Raw genomic sequence first — 16,854 nt, forward strand, 5'->3', positions numbered from 1 at the left:
AAGCAACTTGGTTGCTATTCCTTTTCCACAAGGCCTTTTGCCAGCCCTTTCCATTGCAATTTTGAACCGCCGAAGATTGCACCGATACCTGTTGCAACATGGCGAACTTTATCCATAATAGTTTCGGAGTCCGTATTTGGTTTAGTATTTCGGTCGTAGATAGTGGCCGTTACTTTATTGTTTTCTCTGGTTACAATAAAAGTACTTGTAGAGTCTTCAGAATAGAAATGAGCGATACTTTTATCTTCATTGAGAGGACTGGTCGAAGGTCGCACACGTATACCAATACTATCAACATCAGTCTGAGACACTTCTTTTACATCCTCCACCTGCACCCAGTCGTACCCATCTCCTGCACTACTGCCAGGACCTGGTATGTCAATTTTAAAATAGTCGCCCTTCTCCACAGTACGATTTACTTCATGGCCATCTTTATCAACCAATTGAAATTCTGCGCTTGCTTTTCCTGCTACCTCGTGCCATTTATTTACAGCAAGCAGGCGGCTCTTTGCGATCTCAAAAAAAGCACTTGCCTCTCGGGGACTTTCAAATTCTTCAGAAGCTGCCGAGTCTATTATTACCCCGGTTTCTTGTGGCGGGATGAGTCCCGTGTAATTTTTTTCTTCCATACTAGAACTCATCAAAAATCTATGCCATATGAGTTTGAACTAAAAGCTGAACAGTCCTTAAGCTTTATTGATTTTTAAAGCCCTTTTTGCTAAAAGCCAAATTATTACAGGGAACAAAAGTTGCAACAGGCTAAATACAATTAGACCTCCGATTTTTAGAAATCAACAAAGCAAAAAATGGATAACAATCAAAAACTGAAAGGCCAGTCAGCACTGGTTACCGGCGCAAGTAGTGGAATAGGAAAAGCTGTAGCAATTGCCCTGGCCAATGAGGGAGCGAGAGTGGTTGTCAATTACTCGTCTCACCCTGAACATGCTGAAGAAGTTGTTGATGAGATAAAAGCAAACGGTGGCACTGCCATGATATATGGAGCAGACGTAAGTAAGGAGGACGAGGTTCAGGCAATGTTCCAGGCAATGTTTAAAGAATATGGTACTATCGATATTTTGGTTAGCAATTCCGGGATTCAGAAAGATTCTGGTTTTGCAGAAATGTCGCTTGCCGACTGGCAAAAAGTAATCGATGTAAACCTAACCGGGCAATTCCTTTGTGCAAGAGAGGCAGCAAGAGAATTTTTAAAACGCGGAGTAGTACCGGAAAGAAGTGTCGCTGCAGGAAAAATCATTTGCATGAGCAGTGTACATGAGGTGATACCCTGGGCGGGTCATGTAAATTATGCTGCAAGCAAAGGCGGTATAATGCTTATGATGAAATCAATGGCACAGGAACTTGCTCCACATAAAATAAGAATAAACAGTATTGCGCCGGGCGCTATTCAAACGCCCATCAATAAAGATGCGTGGGAGACACAGGAGGCGTTGGACAAACTACTTACACTTATACCTTACAAAAGAATTGGCAAACCTGAAGACATTGGTAAGGTTGCCGTTTGGCTGGCAAGCGATGAGTCCGATTATGTTGTAGGCACTACCATTTTTGTTGATGGCGGTATGACTCTATATCCCGGGTTTGCTTCCAATGGATAACTAAAAGCGGACAATTTTGGAAAGAAGATTTTCGATCAGCCAGACTCCTTAGGATCTGCTTTCGAAAATCTTCCAGCTTGTTTTTTAAGATACCGCCTTTTTATCTTTAGATCCATTCCTGATTTTGAAATATAGAATTGTTGCTGATAATAAAAACGTTACAGCGTTTGCCAGCACTACCGGAAGATTCTTAGTATAGAGGCCATATAGAAACCAGGTTAAAGTGCCGAATGTAAACAACCAATACATTGCAAGAGAAATAGAAGAAGTGTCTTTAGTGCGAATAGTTTGAAATGCCTGGGGAACAAAAGATACTGTTGTACAAAAAGCTGCTACCAATCCCGCCACGGAAATCCAATTCATATTATATTAATTTTTTAATTACTATTTGAAAACATCCTACCTAAGAAAAATGATGCCACTTTTCGAGCGGCCCTTCCGACGTTTAGGTTTCAGGTAGTTACCAGAAGCAGCTTTGAGTTTCTTTTATAAAGGAGGCATGCCCACATTATACGGTGGTAAATTTGTTCTACAGGAAGAATTGCCCGAATATCCTTGAAAGCAGGAACTAATACCCCACTTTATCCTCTTTGTTTTTCCATTGCTCGAAAACCTTTAAAGCCGCATTGCGGCCGATTGAGATGATGGGAATTTTACGTAGTGCGTGATCGCAACCAAGCTCTTCATAAATCATAGAATCGTCGAAGCCTATGGCGGCAGCATCGAGTCGGGTGTTGGCAAAATATACTTTTTTAGGCCGGGCCCAATAGATAGCGCCCATACACATGGGGCAGGGTTCGCATGAAGTATAGACTTCACAATCGGCCAGCTGAAAAGTTTGAAGATTTTTACAAGCATCACGAATAGCCACTACTTCCGCATGTGCAGTCGGATCATTCGTAGAAGTCACCCTGTTATTTCCCTGGCCCACAATTGTATCTCCTTTCACTATCACACATCCAAAAGGCCCTCCCTCGTTGCCTGCAATTCCACGGGCAGAAAGTTCGATCGCCTTTTGCATAAAAAACTCTTCTCTTGTCATTTACTTTACTTTTCGGTGAACATGTAAATATAGTTTAGCCCAACCATTTATTGCAGATGCAATACTTTTATGAGGTGATAAACAAGAGTTAGCTACCCATAGAACATAGGCTGCAGTTGCACAATGAAATGCCGATGAAAGGATTGCGACGCAACAATGAATAAACAGGGCAATGCAGCTGGTATTGAATAAAATGACAGTTGATGAATAACAGGTAACAGTTATTACGGTACGAAAATGGCAATCACTAACCGAAATATTAAAAAGACAGATGATTACAGATGTTATACAAAATGCCCACTTGTACGAAGGGTTGAATGAAAGATTTAAAAGGGCATTTAGGTACTTACATGAAACAGATTTTTCTGCCATTGAATTAGGGAAACACTCGATTGAAGGTGACGACATATTTGCCATCGTAAATGAATTTGAAACGAAAGACAAGCATGAGTGTGACGGCGAAGCACATAAAAAACACATAGACATACAATACCTGGTAAAGGGGACTGAAATGTTCGGATATGCACCGCTGACCACTCAAAAGCCGGTGGTAGATTATGATGAAGCAAATGACGTAGCGATTTATAGAGAAGCTGTCTCTTATCTAAAGCTTGAGGCAGGTATGTTTATCATCTTTTATCCGACAGACTTGCATCAACCGGAAGTGCGTGAATTTGAACCGGTGCTGGTGAGAAAAGTCGTCGTAAAAATTAAAATCTAACTCTTTCTTACTTTACAATTTCTTTAGCGTCACATGCAAACACTTCGCGTAAGTATAGTTTTCTTTTTATTAATAGTAGGTCTTCAGTCGGTCGCGCAGCAGGCACTTCCTATCGCGAGCAATATACAGAAGCTATATGCAAGCGGCACGCGGACAGAGGACGGACGACCGGGTCCAAAATACTGGCAGAATACTGCTGACTATGATATAGCTGCCATCTTAAACCCGTCAACCCTACTGCTGAAAGGTGCTGAAACAATCACCTATACGAATAATAGCCCCGATACTCTATTTGAGATCATTTTTAAGCTATATCCAAATATCTTTCAAAAAGGTGCAGAGCGCGAGACATCGGTTCCTGCAGAAGATATCGGTGAAGGGATGATAATAGATGGAATAAGTGTAGCAAACAGCCCCGTGCTAACCTACTCTATCAACGGCACCAATATGAAGGTCACTATTCCACCAATGGTGCCTAAACAAAGCATTGTTTTCAACATAAAATTCCATTATTCGCTTAACAAAGGACCGGGCATGCGTACCGGGCAAGTAGAAGAAAACAGTGCGTTTGTAGCTTATTTCTTTCCAAGGATCGCAGTGTACGACGATATAGATGGCTGGAACCTTAACCAATATGTGGGCACACAGGAGTTTTACAACGACTTCTGCAATTTCAAAGCGTCCGTAACAGTTCCGAAAGATTTTGTTGTTTGGGCCACCGGCGACTTGAAAAATTGCAGCGAAGTTTTTACGGAGAAATATTGCACTAGGATAAAACAGGCCGAATTATCTGATTCTGTTATGGATGTTATAAGTGTGCAGGACCTTGCTGCAGGTAACATCACCACTGATCAACCTGTAAATACATGGCTGTTTGAAGCAAATAATGTGACTGATTTTGTGTTTGCTACCAGTGATCATTACGTTTGGAAATCGGCGAGCTTGGTTGTAGATCCAACGACAGGAAGAAGAACAAGGGCAGATGCAGTGTTTAATCCGAGACATGAGGATTATAACGAGGTGATTAATTACAACCTCAAAACGTTGAAAGCTATGAGCTATTCGTTTCCCAAATGGCCCTACCCCTACTCCCATGAAACTGTTTTTGATGGACTGGACCAAATGGAATACCCCATGATGGTAAATGATAATCCCACCTCTACAGCTGCCGAGGCCATTACACTTACTGATCATGAAATATTTCACACGATGTTTCCATTCTATATGGGAATTAATGAAACGAAGTATGGATGGATGGACGAGGGATGGGCAACGATTGCAGAGTGGCTCATTTCGCCCATGATTGATTCGACAATTGTCGACAACTATGGAATTTCTTCTTATGAAAATGCTGCAGGTAAAGAAATTGACTTGCCTGTTACCACACTTTCCACCCAGCTCAGCGGCGCGCCATTTTTTCTAAACTCTTATGTAAAACCTGCTTTAGGCTACCTCTACATTAAGGATTATCTGGGTGACGATTTGTTTACAAAAGCGCTTCACTATTACATTGAGCAATGGCACGGAAAACACCCCATGCCCTATGATTTCTTCAACTGCATGAACACAGGCTCAGGCAAAAATCTTGACTGGTTTTGGAAGCGCTGGTTTTTCGAAGACGGTGCACCAGACCTGGCCATAAGTAACGTAAAAAAGAAAGGAAATAAGTACGAGGTGACGGTTACAGCGAAAGGTAGCAAGCCGGTGCCAATCGACCTGCAAGTAACCCTTGACGACAATACAGTTTTAAAGCAGCACAAAAGCATTGAAGCCTGGCAAGATGGCAAGACAATGACAACAATATCTTTTAAAACAGATCGGGATGTGCTTAAGATATTTTTAGGAAGCACTTACGTCGTCGATATAAATAAAGCCGACAACACGTGGACGAAGCAATAATGTCTATAAGAAACTTTTGTAGGTCGGCTACAGCTCAATGCTGATCATTTGTGGCGTCGCACACTGCAACTAAAAGTTTTAATCAACACAACAAGGCGTCGGAGGTTATAACGTTTCAGAGCAATAAATCGTTTTTAAGAAAAGAAGTCTAAGTACAAGAAAGCGTTCATTCTGGGATAGCAATATGGCTAAAAAAAAGGGCCCCCTGTAGAAACAGCGGGCCTCTAACGATTGCTTGCCATATGAAAAAGGTAGAAATATCTTTTATCAGGAAGTAACTGTATTTAAACTGTATTTAGCAGCCATACTTTCCTTACTTCTGCGAAGCAAAAATAGGAGAAAAATGAGGCGATCAACAAAAAATAAAATATTTTTATTTTTTTAATACTAATATAACTACTCGTTGTCGTTGATTTTTTTACTGCTACTTCTTCTTTTTAAGTAATTTTATTGCTTTTAAATTTACTACTTTTATTTAAGGGGGTTTAAGAAAAAACATTACAAATTTTTATAATGAAAGAATACTCGCTTTTAAAATCTTACCAGGAGCAACATAATGTCTGGGATGAGATGTTCAGTTCTTCAGGTATTCGGTCTTCTTATAGAAATTTTGTTTCTGCTATCGAAGACCTTTCTGTCACGGAAATGAACCATAAAGATGAACTGGCTAAAAAATTATTTATGAGCCAGGGAATCACTTTTACCGTTTACAGCAGCGGAGAAGGAATTGAGAAAATCTTTCCTTTTGATATTGTGCCGAGGATTATAGAAAACCAGGAATGGAAAGTAATCGAAGCCGGGATAAAGCAAAGACTAAAGGCACTGAACATCTTTCTTAAAGACATTTATCATCTTCAGTTCATTATAAAAGACGGAATTATTCCTGCGCAACTTATTTACTCATGCCCCTACTTTTTAAGGGAAATGATAAACGTAGATGTACCGTTCGATATTTATACCCATGTTGCCGGCGTTGATTTAATTCGCGATGGAGACGGTTCTTTTTATGTGCTTGAAGATAACTTGCGTACGCCGTCAGGAGTATCGTACATGCTCGAAAACAGGAGCATTACCTACCGTATTTTTCCTGACCTGCTTCCAAAGAATAAAGTGCGATCTGTAAAAGATTATCCGGACCTGTTGTATAAAAATCTGCTGTCCATTGCTAATCGCCAGATCAGTGATCCAACTGTTGTGCTGTTAACTCCCGGTATTTATAATTCAGCCTATTTTGAACATACTACCCTGGCCAGGCTGATGGGAATTGAACTGGTAGAAGGAAGGGACCTGGTGGTTGACAATCACTTTGTATATATGAAAACGACAAAGGGATTGAAAAAAGTTGATGTGATCTACCGACGCGTTGACGATGAGTTTTTCGATCCACTTGTTTTTAGGCCAGATAGTGCCTTAGGCGTTCCGGGAATTTATTACGCCTACAGGAAAGGCAATGTGGCTATCGTAAATGCAATGGGCAACGGAGTTGCCGACGATAAAGCTATCTACACCTATGTGCCTGATATGATACGCTATTACCTTAATGAAGAACCTATTTTAAAAAACGTTCCAACGTATCACTTATCGGATGTAGATAACCAGCAATACGTTTTTGAAAATATGAGCCAGATGGTGATTAAGAAAACAAACGAGTCGGGGGGTTATGGAATGTTGATTGGCAACAGCGCTTCGGAAGAAGAAATGGAAACTTTTAAGAAGGCAATCATCGCTGATCCAAGAAGTTTTATTGCACAACCGATTATCAGCTTATCGTCAACACCTTGTTATATAAATGGAGTACTGCAACCAAGAAGAGTTGACCTAAGACCATTTGCTTTATGCGGACCAGACGGAATTGACATTGTTCCGGGTGGGTTGACAAGGGTGGCGCTGAGAGAAGGTTCGTTGGTGGTTAACTCATCGCAAGGAGGTGGAAGCAAGGATACATGGGTGTTGGATTAGAATACTTTGAAGGTTTTGGATGCATTAATTGGCTGGCGGGTATTATCGGGTATTGATAAAAAGCAGCATTAAACATCAAAAGTACAAGTGAGTGACACAACGATGATTCAACTGTGTACAGATGTTGGCAAGAAAAAAGCATCTTTAGGATATCTATTAAAAATTAAACTTTTAAATCCCGTTAAGGGTTGAGGGCGAAAACATGCTAAGCAGAGTTGCAGAGACAATTTATTGGATGGCGCGCTACATGGAGAGAACCGACGGAATGCTGCAGGTTATGCGTACAAGCTATATATCGTCGCAGGATGATATAAAAGATTTTAGCTGGAAGCAGCTCTTAAATACTTACGGTAGTGGCCTTAGTAAAGATGAAATAATCAAAATTGAAAAGGATACGCCGAAAGTTTTTGACTATATCATTTTAGATAAGATGAACGCCACCTCTGCTTTCAATAATATCACTCAAGCGAGGGAGAATGCACGGGCTATACAAGATCACATAACGAAAGAAGTGTGGCAATGCTTGAATAATTACTATCACTTTATAAGGGAGCCCGAAACAGAGAGCCAACTGAGAAACGGCGACCCGGTAACTGCTATTGACCTGCTGATACAAAATGGACTTCTTTTCACAGGCACCATTAAAAATACAATGACGCGCGATGAGGGCTACACCTTTTTGTACCTCGGAAAGTTTCTTGAACGAGCTATTCTTACTGTAGATATCATAAGAATCAAACTAAACGAAATAGAACCTGAGGAGTTTAAATTATCGGAAGCGCGGGAACTGAGATATCTTTTATATTCTCTTTTCGGCTACGAGATCTATATGAAAACTTATAAAGGCAATTTTTCTACTTCGCAGGTTTTAGAGTTGGTCCTTTATAATAATTATTTCCCGCACTCTGTTTTGTACAGTCTGAACCAATTGAACAAATACTTTGAACGTTTGAAGCCTGAAAGCTTACCCGAGAATTATGAAGAACTTGAATTCTTGATCGGAAAAAGCTTAAACAACGTAAAATACAGTGACCTGGAAGCTGAGAACCTGAAAATGGTAAACCAGTTTTTGTTGCAGACAAGAAAGGATTTGATCGAAATTGGAAACTCATTCAGCCGGTACTATTTTGGAAACACTTAATCTTCGAAACACTTATGCCCGCCTATAAAATAAGACACATAACCCGCTATACCTACGCATCTCCTGTAATTGATTGCACAAACCAGATTATGCTTTACCCTGTGATTGACGACAGGCTGGAGGTTAAAAAGCACGAAATAAAGATTTCTCATAACCCGGAAATAGAAGTGTTCTCAGACTACTTTGGAAACAAGGTGGGTGCGTTTAGCGTAATTAATCCTCATACAGAATTATTAATTGAATCAACGGCCGAAGTTTTTACAAAACCGGTACTCGTACCAATGGACGAGCTGTCCGCCGAAGAGCAATGGAAGCATTTAGATGAAATAAAGTACAATATCGAATTTTTTGATTTTTTGAAAGAGGCCTCATTTCCTTCTGAAGCTGAAGCAAAAAAAACGTTGTCACGTGTAATAGATCCGGCAGATAAGCCTCTAAAGAATGCGTTAGTGTTATCGGAATATGTGTATGATAATTTCAAGTATGAGAAGGGTGTAACTAATATTGAAACGCCGATTGAAGAAATATGGGATTTAAAAGCAGGCGTATGCCAGGACTTTGCGCACATGTTGCTAGTCATGTTACGGATGTTTAAGATTCCTGCCCGATACGTAAGCGGTTATATCTGTCCGAAAGAAAGCGGTGTACGTGGGGAAGGTGCAACGCACGCATGGGTAGAAGCTTATATCCCATTCTTTGGTTGGCTTGGTCTAGATCCAACCAATAATACCATTGTAACCGACGGTCATGTAAAAATAGCGGTAGGACGAAATTTTGCTGACTGCACGCCCGTCAAAGGAACTTACAAAGGCTCAGGTGATCATACTTTAGAAGTAACCGTACATATAGAAAATGGCAAACCAAGAGCAATGCCTTCGCCTACAGCTATTCCTACCTATACCTACACAGTAAAAAACAAAGAAGTACCTATAAACTCCTACAGGAAGTACCTGGAGATGCAGCAGCAACAGCAGCAGCAGTGAGTTGCCGGCGACTCTCCTCACCATCCTAAAAACACCATCCCTGCTCCGCAAATGAAAATAGTTAGGCCGCTAAGAGCATGCATGTATTTTTCCAGTTTCTCGGTCTTTAAAAAAGCGAGGCCGTGGTAGCCAAGCACAACCATTAAGATCATAACCACCAAAGTGAAGATGGTGTACACTATTATGAGGAGAAACATGCCATAAGTAGAATTTTTGGCGCCTGGAAAATAAAGCAAAGGAATCATCGGTTCGCATGGACCTAATACAAAAATCAGGAACATGACCCACGGTGTTACGGTATGCCTCTCACTTGGTGCAACTGCCCGGCCATCTTTGTGTTCGTATACATACATTGATCCATCGTCGTATACGTCGAAGTGTTTATGCAGCCGCCCTCTTCTTGCTGTAACTAGTCCCCATATGGCATATGCTACGCCAAAAGCGACTAGTGCCCATCCTGCTATACCGCCTCTTATGTTTTCTAACCAGTTCACTTTCGATAATGACCAGCCCAAAGCCGCTCCGCCTAATCCCAGTAAAACCGAACTCCAAACGTGGCCGCATCCACATATGATGGTCCAGAAAATGGTTCTCGAAAAAGACCATCCCCGCGACTTCGATAGGGCGATAAATGGAAGATAATGATCTGGTCCAGCCACTGTATGCAAGCACGCGATAGTCACCGCCGCTATCATTAATACTTCTATTTCGGTTTGCATTATTTATGCCTTTTCTTCAAAAAGGGTCAAAAATTGTCATTAGCTTACTATTGCTTTTTAGGTACGAGCATTTGTTTAAATAGAGTCGTTGTTGCGACGCTCCGTTCATCTTCAAAGCTTATTGCATCTTCAGCTTTTATTCGCAAATATTATCCAAACCTCAAGCATCCTGCTTAATTAGTAAAAGCTCATTTAAATCTTGTAAACAATTGTACAATTGCTCCGCCTTATGACCGAGCAAACGAACGATTACACCGTTGACCGGCAACCCAGAAACACCGAAACAAATGTTCTCTTCCACAGAAAGCTTGTTATTTATTTCAGCAATCGCTTCAGTAACGGAAGCTGTTTCGTTTATATAAATCAAACTTGCCTGGTGGGTAAAGCCTTCCAGCTGACCAATTGATTTTACATTTATTTGGGAAGGTATTATTAACAGGTTTTCTTTAACCATCAGCCTTCTGTTTAAAAATATTTTTGTCAGGTTTTGATACTTTGTAAATGCAAATTCTTCCCCGTTTAGTTTTCTTCCGCAAGTGAGCACTTCTCCCCACGTAAGGCTACAACCACCGGACATGTAAATGTTATTTGTTGCGACAAAATGAGATGACTTATGAGGAACTGAAGGATGAGGCAGATAACAAAAAGAAGCGCCTTTACTCATTTGCACTTCTATCGTTTGCAAAGCGCCTTTCTTCATTTCGAAAAGCCTTTGATAAGATTGTGTTCCTAATTGAAGAGAGCAATCCTCTTCAAGATTAATCTTGATTTGATATTCATCGCCATCCAAAACTCCAGGTGATGAACTCATTAACATTAACTGCAAACAATGATCATTTTTGTTTTCGGTGATGTTGGCGATTTTTAAGGGAGTGGTGAAAAAGCAATTTTTCAAATAGGTTCTCGAATTGCTTAAACCTGCAGTGATCTGCGACCTCGTAATCATCGGCAAAGTTTTACATCTCCAACTTTTTCAATCAAAGCATATTTTTTCAACCATCCGATTACACTGTCTAATCCTTCCAATGTCATTAAATTGGTAAACACAAATGGAGTTCCTTTCCGCATTTTTCTTGCATCGCGCTCCATCACTTCGAGGCTTGCACCTACATAAGGAGCGAGGTCAATTTTATTGATTACCAAAAGATCTGAACGGGTAATACCAGGTCCGCCTTTCCTCGGGATCTTATCACCTTCTGCCACATCAATTACAAATATGGTTACATCAGCAAGATCAGGACTAAACGTTGCAGAAAGGTTGTCTCCCCCACTCTCTATAAAGATGATTTCAATATCAGGGAACCTGTTAGCCATTTCTTCCACAGCTTCCAGGTTCATACTTGCATCCTCCCGAATAGCCGTGTGTGGACAGCCGCCCGTTTCTACTCCAATAATTCTTTCAGCAGGAAGAAGGCTGTTTTGTGTTAAAAACTCAGCATCCTCTTTTGTATAAATGTCGTTCGTAATTACACCAATACTATACTCATTCATTAGCTCCCTGCTCAACCTTTCGATCAGCGCAGTCTTACCCGAACCGACAGGGCCGGCAATTCCAACTTTAATGTATTTTCTTTCTGACATAGATATAGTTTTCAATCAAACAATTTTTCTCAATCCAGCACAATTACGACATATACAACCTCGAATACAACTGTTCATGTTGCATGCACCTAATGTCAAAACCACTGCAACACAGGCCTATCAAATCCTTGTTCGGTACCAGAGAATTTTCAACGAGTTCAGTAATTAGTGGTTGAAGCGAAAACAACAATTGCTGCCCGTCCTGCTGGCCAAGCGGGATTAGTTTAACACTATTGGTTACCATTCCTACAGCGGCATTATAAAAGAAGCCTGTCAACGCTTCACTTTTTGAAATCCCTAAAGCATGAGCATACAAACCAAAAACGATAGAGTAATGGCCTGCTGCCTTTTGTTGATGTATTGCTTCTTTGTACTGCGTCGCTATTGCACACTCACATATCGGCATAAAAATTTTCAATAAGCGCATTCCAAGTTTTTGGCTTGCCTGCCGAATTTCCTTCGGCAGCTTTACGGCAGTGCATTCATTATCTAACTCCAGCAGCCGTTTAAAATTATTTTTTGCTGCAGCATCAAAGGCAAGCGAGACGAATGCACCATCAGTATATTGAAGGTTTTGAGTGAGCATTTCTGTCACAAACGCTTTGGCTGTAGTCACATCTTTTACAATGCCTAGCTGCACATAGGTTTCTAGCCCATTTGAATGCGCATAACCGCCAATGGGCAACGTAGGATCAGACAGCTGCAACAGGCTTAACAGGTTCGTATTAAACATCACTTGCAGAAGTTGTTAATTGTAGGATTTTGGAAAACAAACTTTGTTTACCTCCTTCATTTCCGTGTGGTGAAACGGTTGTTTTTAGAGGGTTTACCAACTTGCGCATTTCTCTTTTTGGTTCAAATCCTGCCGCCGATAACAGTTTGAAAATCGGCGGTTCAAAAGGAATCAATATTTCTTCATTTTGGAAAAATAAGGGTAAATGCTTGTTACCAATTTCATAGCAAACAGAAGCCATTTGATACATCGAAGCAGGTGTGATAATGATAGCTTCACACGGTTGAATCTCAACCGCGATTACACTATTCTCGTCTTCCCATAAAACATCTCCCTCAGTCAAAAATTGTGCTTCGTTCATAAACTTCATGATAACCTCAGTTCCTGATTTTGCTCTTTTATGAAATATCCGTTTGTTTGCTTCAAACCATTCAATCGGTACCAGGTCAATGGTTCTTCCTGATAACTCAAACGATGTAAGATTTCCTATTTTTTGCTTTATTACCATGACTGGTTTGTCTATTATTTAAAGTAATTCTGCAACGAGACTAAAGATGCTATTTGTTGTCAGATGAAGTGATTGCAACGCAACGATGATGCTATGAAAACCATTGCTTGTATCAAAAGAATCAAAACAAGAAATACCGCTGCGCCATCGGAACCACATCTACCGGTTCACAGGTTATATGAACACCATCTACCTTGACCTCGTAATTTTCAGGGTTTACTTCAATGTCTGGGGTAGCATCATTATGAATCAGGTCTTTCTTTCCAATGCTTCGGCAGTTCTTTACCGGCAAAATCATCTTCTGTAAACCATACTGCTGCACTATGTTTTTCTCTAAAGAAACTTTTGATACAAACGTTGCACAGGTATTAAAAACGGCTTTACCATAAGCACCAAACATATGCCTGTAAATAACAGGTTGCGGCGTTGGAATAGACGCATTAGGATCACCCATTTTACTGGCTATGATCATTCCGCCTTTTATAATCATTTCTGGTTTTACTCCAAAAAAAGCTGGTTTCCATAAAACAATGTCTGCCAGCTTTCCAGGCTCAAGCGACCCAACGTAATCACTTATACCGTGCGTAATGGCAGGGTTGATTGTGTACTTCGAAACGTATCTTTTTGCCCGAAAATTATCGTTACTGTTTCCTTTGTCTTCAGGCAAAAATCCGCGTTGCTTTTTCATTTTGTCTGCCGTCTGCCAGGTACGAATGATTACCTCAGCAACGCGTCCCATCGCCTGGCTATCGGAACTCATCATGCTAAAAACACCCATGTCATGTAAGATGTCTTCCGCCGCAATCGTCTCGGGCCTGATGCGGCTATCGGCAAAAGCAACATCTTCAGGAACAGATTTATCAAGGTGATGACACACCATCAACATATCCAAATGTTCATCAATGGTGTTAACCGTATAAGGCCGCGTAGGATTGGTAGAAGACGGCAGAATATTGGGATACATGGCCGCTTTGATAATATCAGGCGCATGTCCCCCACCCGCTCCCTCGGTATGATAAGTATGTATTACCCTTCCATTGATGGCGTTGATTGTATCTTCTAAAAACCCTGATTCGTTCAGTGTATCCGTATGTATCGCCACCTGCACATCCAATTCATCCGCTACCGATAGTGAGGCATCAATAACTGCAGGTGTTGAGCCCCAGTCTTCATGAATTTTCAATCCGATTGCGCCTGCTTCAATTTGCTCTGTCAAAGGTGCTGTAGTAGCACAGTTACCTTTACCAAGAAACCCAAGGTTCATTGGGAAGGCATCAGCAGCTTCCAGCATCTTTTGAATGTTCCAGGCACCGGGAGTAACGGTAGTTGCGTTGGTTCCATCAGCCGGACCGGTACCGCCACCGATCATAGTAGTAACGCCACTAAACAAAGCATGATCGATTTGCTGTGGACAGATAAAATGAATATGAGTATCGATCCCACCGGCCGTTGCAATCAATCCTGCTCCTCCGTGCACTTCAGTTGATGCACCAATTACCATATTTGCATCTACCCCATCCATCGTATCAGGGTTGCCTGCTTTTCCTATGCCCACGATTTTTCCATCCTTTATTCCGATGTCTGCTTTTACAATCCCCCAATGATCAATGATCATTACACTGGTTATTACAAAGTCAAGCACTCCATCTCGTCGGGTAGCTGTTGAAGATTGAGCCATTCCATCACGTATTGTTTTGCCTCCGCCGAACTTACTTTCATCACCATAAACAGTATAATCTTTTTCAATCTCAATGATCAAGTCAGTGTCCGCCAGGCGCACTTTATCACCTGTGGTCGGACCGTACATATTTGCATACTTAATCCTGCTTATTTTAAGGCTCATAGCGTTGAATTTTTAAAATTCTGTGTAGCTGCTTTTGAGAGGGCTTCTTCTTTTACACTCGCGCTCGTTGTATCGCCGTTAGTGAGGTTGCTAAACCCAAAGGCTTTTCTATGGCCGCCAAAAATTACCAGTTCCACTTCTTTTTCCTCTCCGGGTTCGAAGCGAACTGCTGTACCTGCCGCTATATTAAGCCGCATCCCAAATGCTTTTGCCCTGTCAAACGACATTTGTTTATTCACTTCGAAAAAGTGAAAGTGAGAGCCAACCTGTACAGGTCTGTCACCAGTATTTACAACGGCAATGGTGATCGTTGCTCGTCCTACATTGCATTCGATATCTCCTTGCGTCAGTATGTATTCTCCGGGTATCATGGTTTGTATTTTTATGTAACCAGCTTTTGATAATTAGTGCAGCATTTGTTGCGTCGCACTCTTGTGCATTTAGTTTAATACGCTTCAACCTGACAGCAAAAGTTCATGGTCCACTACCTAATATCTTATCGGGTCATGTACTGTCACCAGCTTTGTTCCATCAGGAAATGTTGCTTCAATTTGTATCTCATGTATCATTTCAGGGATCCCTTCCATTACGTCACCTCGAGTGAGAATGGTCGCTCCAAATTGCATTAATTCAGCCACCGATTTTCCATCACGTGCTGCTTCCTGTAGTTGGCTACTGATTAGTGCTATAGCTTCGGGATAATTTAATTTAAGTCCTCTTGCCTTTCTTTTTTCAGCAAGTTCTCCTGCCAAAAACAATAAAAGCTTTTCAGACTCTCGTGGGGTTAAGTGCATAATTAGAGGGGTTGTTGTTAAGCTGGCAGGCACTCGCTTGGAAAATTACTGAAAACAATTCATCTATTCGCTGTGAAGCAATATCAAGGATATTTTAATTTTCACCTTCCGATTTTTAAACCGCACAATCAAGGGCCCTTATTCTTCTCGGTTGCAAACTCTACCTTATTTATCTACTTTGAACAGAAATTAACTTTTAAACCAAAACGGGATAACTATGATAAAATATGCAAAACTAAAATTGACAAAAACAGATTACGACGAGCTTGAAACTGCACATGGAGCAAAAACAATTGTTTTCCAATTTATGCTTCTAAAACAGGATGACATTTACCCTACTTTAACAGCTTACCCAATGAAGCAACAACACCAGCAAATACCTGGCGTCACTGCTAAAAAATTGTCATATCTCAATCCTTCACCAAGTGCAGAATTGTCTATAGTAGGAGAACAGACTTTGGGTGATCTACAGATCACAACGGCGGAGATAGACAATCTGCTTAAAGCCTGCAATGACCCAAAAAATAATTATCAATACTTTATTTTCACCCCCAAACTGGGGGATGAGAACCATATTAAATTTGAAATATCTGTATTCCCGACTACCTCTCCCGGACTATTACTCCAGACAGCTTTTGCTAACCCATCGCCACCTAGAACTGCTGAATAAAGATTTTTCATAAAGGTTCCTTAATTAAACAGGAACCTTTTTTTATGATTCTTCCTCAACCCAAACTAAGGCGTATAAAGAAAGATTCAGCTGATGAACTGTTACAGAATATATGCACCCAACACTTCCTCACCTTCAACTTCAACCTGTATATGGTCTTGTAAAGTGGTAGCGATTGAGAGACCGATATAATCAATTTTTACAGGAAAGTTTTTGTGCATTCGCTCAACCAGGGACATTGTTTGAATTCTTTTAGGATAGAATTCTAATAGCGGCTTTAATGCATACAGAAGAGTTCTGCCACTGTTTGTAACATCATCTACCAGTAACACATTCTTACTATTAAAATCAATTGCTTCACTATAGGTTATTTCACCTGGGTTTCTCTTATTTAACTGACATGAAATGATCTGGACTGGTATTTCAAGGAGTGTTTCTAACAACACAAATAATTTTTTCGCTATTACCATGCCACTGCCTGTGATGCCAATTATTATTAATGGTTCAGTTTCACCGTACAGTTGGCCGGCAATTTCCAACGCAATTCTTTGCATTTTTTTTTCAGCAACTTCTTTTGAAAGTATCAGGTTTTTAGCCGCCACGAGGGTAAGTTTTACTTTCAAAAATAGTGATAAAACAACCCGT

At 40.8% G+C, this 16,854-nt stretch carries 19 protein-coding genes; 7 read left to right on the top strand and 12 right to left on the bottom strand.

The window, feature by feature from the left end; genetic code table 11:
* Positions 1-14: 14 nt before the first annotated feature.
* Positions 15-629 carry a hypothetical protein gene (locus SAE01_RS13535; RefSeq protein WP_147204302.1) on the bottom strand — a complete coding sequence of 205 codons (615 nt, stop codon included), beginning with the start codon at positions 627-629 and terminating at the stop codon, positions 15-17.
* Between the two features lie 177 nt (positions 630-806).
* Here SAE01_RS13535 and SAE01_RS13540 point away from each other — a divergent pair, with 177 nt between their 5' ends.
* Positions 807-1,616, top strand: coding sequence for an SDR family oxidoreductase (locus SAE01_RS13540; RefSeq protein ID WP_147204303.1), 810 nt, complete (start codon positions 807-809; stop codon positions 1,614-1,616).
* A gap of 84 nt (positions 1,617-1,700) precedes the next feature.
* Here the strand turns inward: SAE01_RS13540 and SAE01_RS13545 are convergent, their stop codons facing one another.
* Positions 1,701-1,979, bottom strand: coding sequence for a SemiSWEET family sugar transporter (locus SAE01_RS13545; protein WP_147204304.1), 279 nt, complete (start codon positions 1,977-1,979; stop codon positions 1,701-1,703).
* A 205-nt stretch (positions 1,980-2,184) separates the two neighbouring features.
* Complete coding sequence (locus SAE01_RS13550; protein ID WP_147204305.1) at positions 2,185-2,658, bottom strand: nucleoside deaminase; 474 nt, start codon at positions 2,656-2,658, stop codon at positions 2,185-2,187.
* 271 nt (positions 2,659-2,929) lie between these two features.
* On the opposite strand from SAE01_RS13550, the gene SAE01_RS13555 reads away from it, so the two are divergent.
* The 5 genes from SAE01_RS13555 to SAE01_RS13575 all read left to right on the top strand — a co-directional run bounded on the left by SAE01_RS13555 (position 2,930) and on the right by SAE01_RS13575 (position 9,361).
* Complete coding sequence (locus tag SAE01_RS13555; RefSeq protein ID WP_147204306.1) at positions 2,930-3,379, top strand: NanQ anomerase/TabA/YiaL family protein; 450 nt, start codon at positions 2,930-2,932, stop codon at positions 3,377-3,379.
* 33 nt (positions 3,380-3,412) lie between these two features.
* Positions 3,413-5,278: a M1 family metallopeptidase gene (locus SAE01_RS13560; protein WP_147204307.1), complete on the top strand. Its 1,866-nt coding sequence runs from the start codon at positions 3,413-3,415 to the stop codon at positions 5,276-5,278.
* A 513-nt stretch (positions 5,279-5,791) separates the two neighbouring features.
* Positions 5,792-7,237, top strand: coding sequence for a circularly permuted type 2 ATP-grasp protein (locus tag SAE01_RS13565; RefSeq protein ID WP_147204308.1), 1,446 nt, complete (start codon positions 5,792-5,794; stop codon positions 7,235-7,237).
* Positions 7,238-7,439: 202 nt separating this feature from the next.
* The gene (locus SAE01_RS13570) at positions 7,440-8,378 is read left to right on the top strand and encodes an alpha-E domain-containing protein (RefSeq protein ID WP_147204309.1); all 939 of its coding nucleotides are present in this window, start codon (positions 7,440-7,442) and stop codon (positions 8,376-8,378) included.
* A 14-nt stretch (positions 8,379-8,392) separates the two neighbouring features.
* On the top strand, positions 8,393-9,361 hold the full coding sequence (locus SAE01_RS13575; RefSeq protein ID WP_147204310.1) for a transglutaminase family protein: 969 nt from the start codon (positions 8,393-8,395) through the stop codon (positions 9,359-9,361).
* Between the two features lie 17 nt (positions 9,362-9,378).
* On the opposite strand, the gene SAE01_RS13580 is transcribed toward SAE01_RS13575, so the two are convergent.
* The 8 genes from SAE01_RS13580 to ureA form a co-directional block, all read right to left on the bottom strand.
* Positions 9,379-10,080: a hypothetical protein gene (locus SAE01_RS13580; RefSeq protein WP_147204311.1), complete on the bottom strand. Its 702-nt coding sequence runs from the start codon at positions 10,078-10,080 to the stop codon at positions 9,379-9,381.
* A 160-nt stretch (positions 10,081-10,240) separates the two neighbouring features.
* Complete coding sequence (locus tag SAE01_RS13585) at positions 10,241-11,026, bottom strand: urease accessory protein UreD (RefSeq protein WP_147204312.1); 786 nt, start codon at positions 11,024-11,026, stop codon at positions 10,241-10,243.
* Entirely contained in the window at positions 11,023-11,661 is a 639-nt protein-coding gene (ureG, locus tag SAE01_RS13590) for an urease accessory protein UreG (protein WP_147204313.1), read from the bottom strand. The genes SAE01_RS13585 and ureG overlap by 4 nt, the downstream gene beginning before the upstream one ends.
* A 43-nt stretch (positions 11,662-11,704) precedes the next feature.
* A complete protein-coding gene (locus SAE01_RS13595) occupies positions 11,705-12,394 on the bottom strand; it encodes an urease accessory protein UreF (RefSeq protein ID WP_147204314.1) in 690 nt (229 codons plus the stop codon).
* Complete coding sequence (ureE, locus tag SAE01_RS13600) at positions 12,387-12,902, bottom strand: urease accessory protein UreE (RefSeq protein WP_147204315.1); 516 nt, start codon at positions 12,900-12,902, stop codon at positions 12,387-12,389. The genes SAE01_RS13595 and ureE overlap by 8 nt, the downstream gene beginning before the upstream one ends.
* Positions 12,903-13,023: 121 nt before the next feature.
* Complete coding sequence (gene ureC, locus SAE01_RS13605; RefSeq protein WP_147204316.1) at positions 13,024-14,745, bottom strand: urease subunit alpha; 1,722 nt, start codon at positions 14,743-14,745, stop codon at positions 13,024-13,026.
* Positions 14,742-15,116 carry an urease subunit beta gene (locus tag SAE01_RS13610; RefSeq protein WP_147204317.1) on the bottom strand — a complete coding sequence of 125 codons (375 nt, stop codon included), beginning with the start codon at positions 15,114-15,116 and terminating at the stop codon, positions 14,742-14,744. Before SAE01_RS13610 ends, ureC begins: the two co-directional genes overlap by 4 nt.
* A 117-nt stretch (positions 15,117-15,233) precedes the next feature.
* Positions 15,234-15,539, bottom strand: coding sequence for an urease subunit gamma (ureA, locus tag SAE01_RS13615; protein ID WP_147204318.1), 306 nt, complete (start codon positions 15,537-15,539; stop codon positions 15,234-15,236).
* 217 nt (positions 15,540-15,756) lie between these two features.
* On the opposite strand from ureA, the gene SAE01_RS13620 reads away from it, so the two are divergent.
* Positions 15,757-16,209, top strand: a complete 453-nt coding sequence (locus tag SAE01_RS13620; protein ID WP_147204319.1) for a hypothetical protein — start codon at positions 15,757-15,759, stop codon at positions 16,207-16,209.
* A 101-nt stretch (positions 16,210-16,310) separates the two neighbouring features.
* Here SAE01_RS13620 and SAE01_RS13625 read toward each other — a convergent pair whose 3' ends face one another.
* The gene (locus SAE01_RS13625) at positions 16,311-16,832 is read right to left on the bottom strand and encodes a phosphoribosyltransferase family protein (RefSeq protein ID WP_246113238.1); all 522 of its coding nucleotides are present in this window, start codon (positions 16,830-16,832) and stop codon (positions 16,311-16,313) included.
* Between the last annotated feature and the right edge of the window lie 22 nt (positions 16,833-16,854).

It is taken from the genome of Segetibacter aerophilus, assembly GCF_007991655.1.
Taxonomy (GTDB): Bacteria; Bacteroidota; Bacteroidia; order Chitinophagales; family Chitinophagaceae; genus Segetibacter; species Segetibacter aerophilus.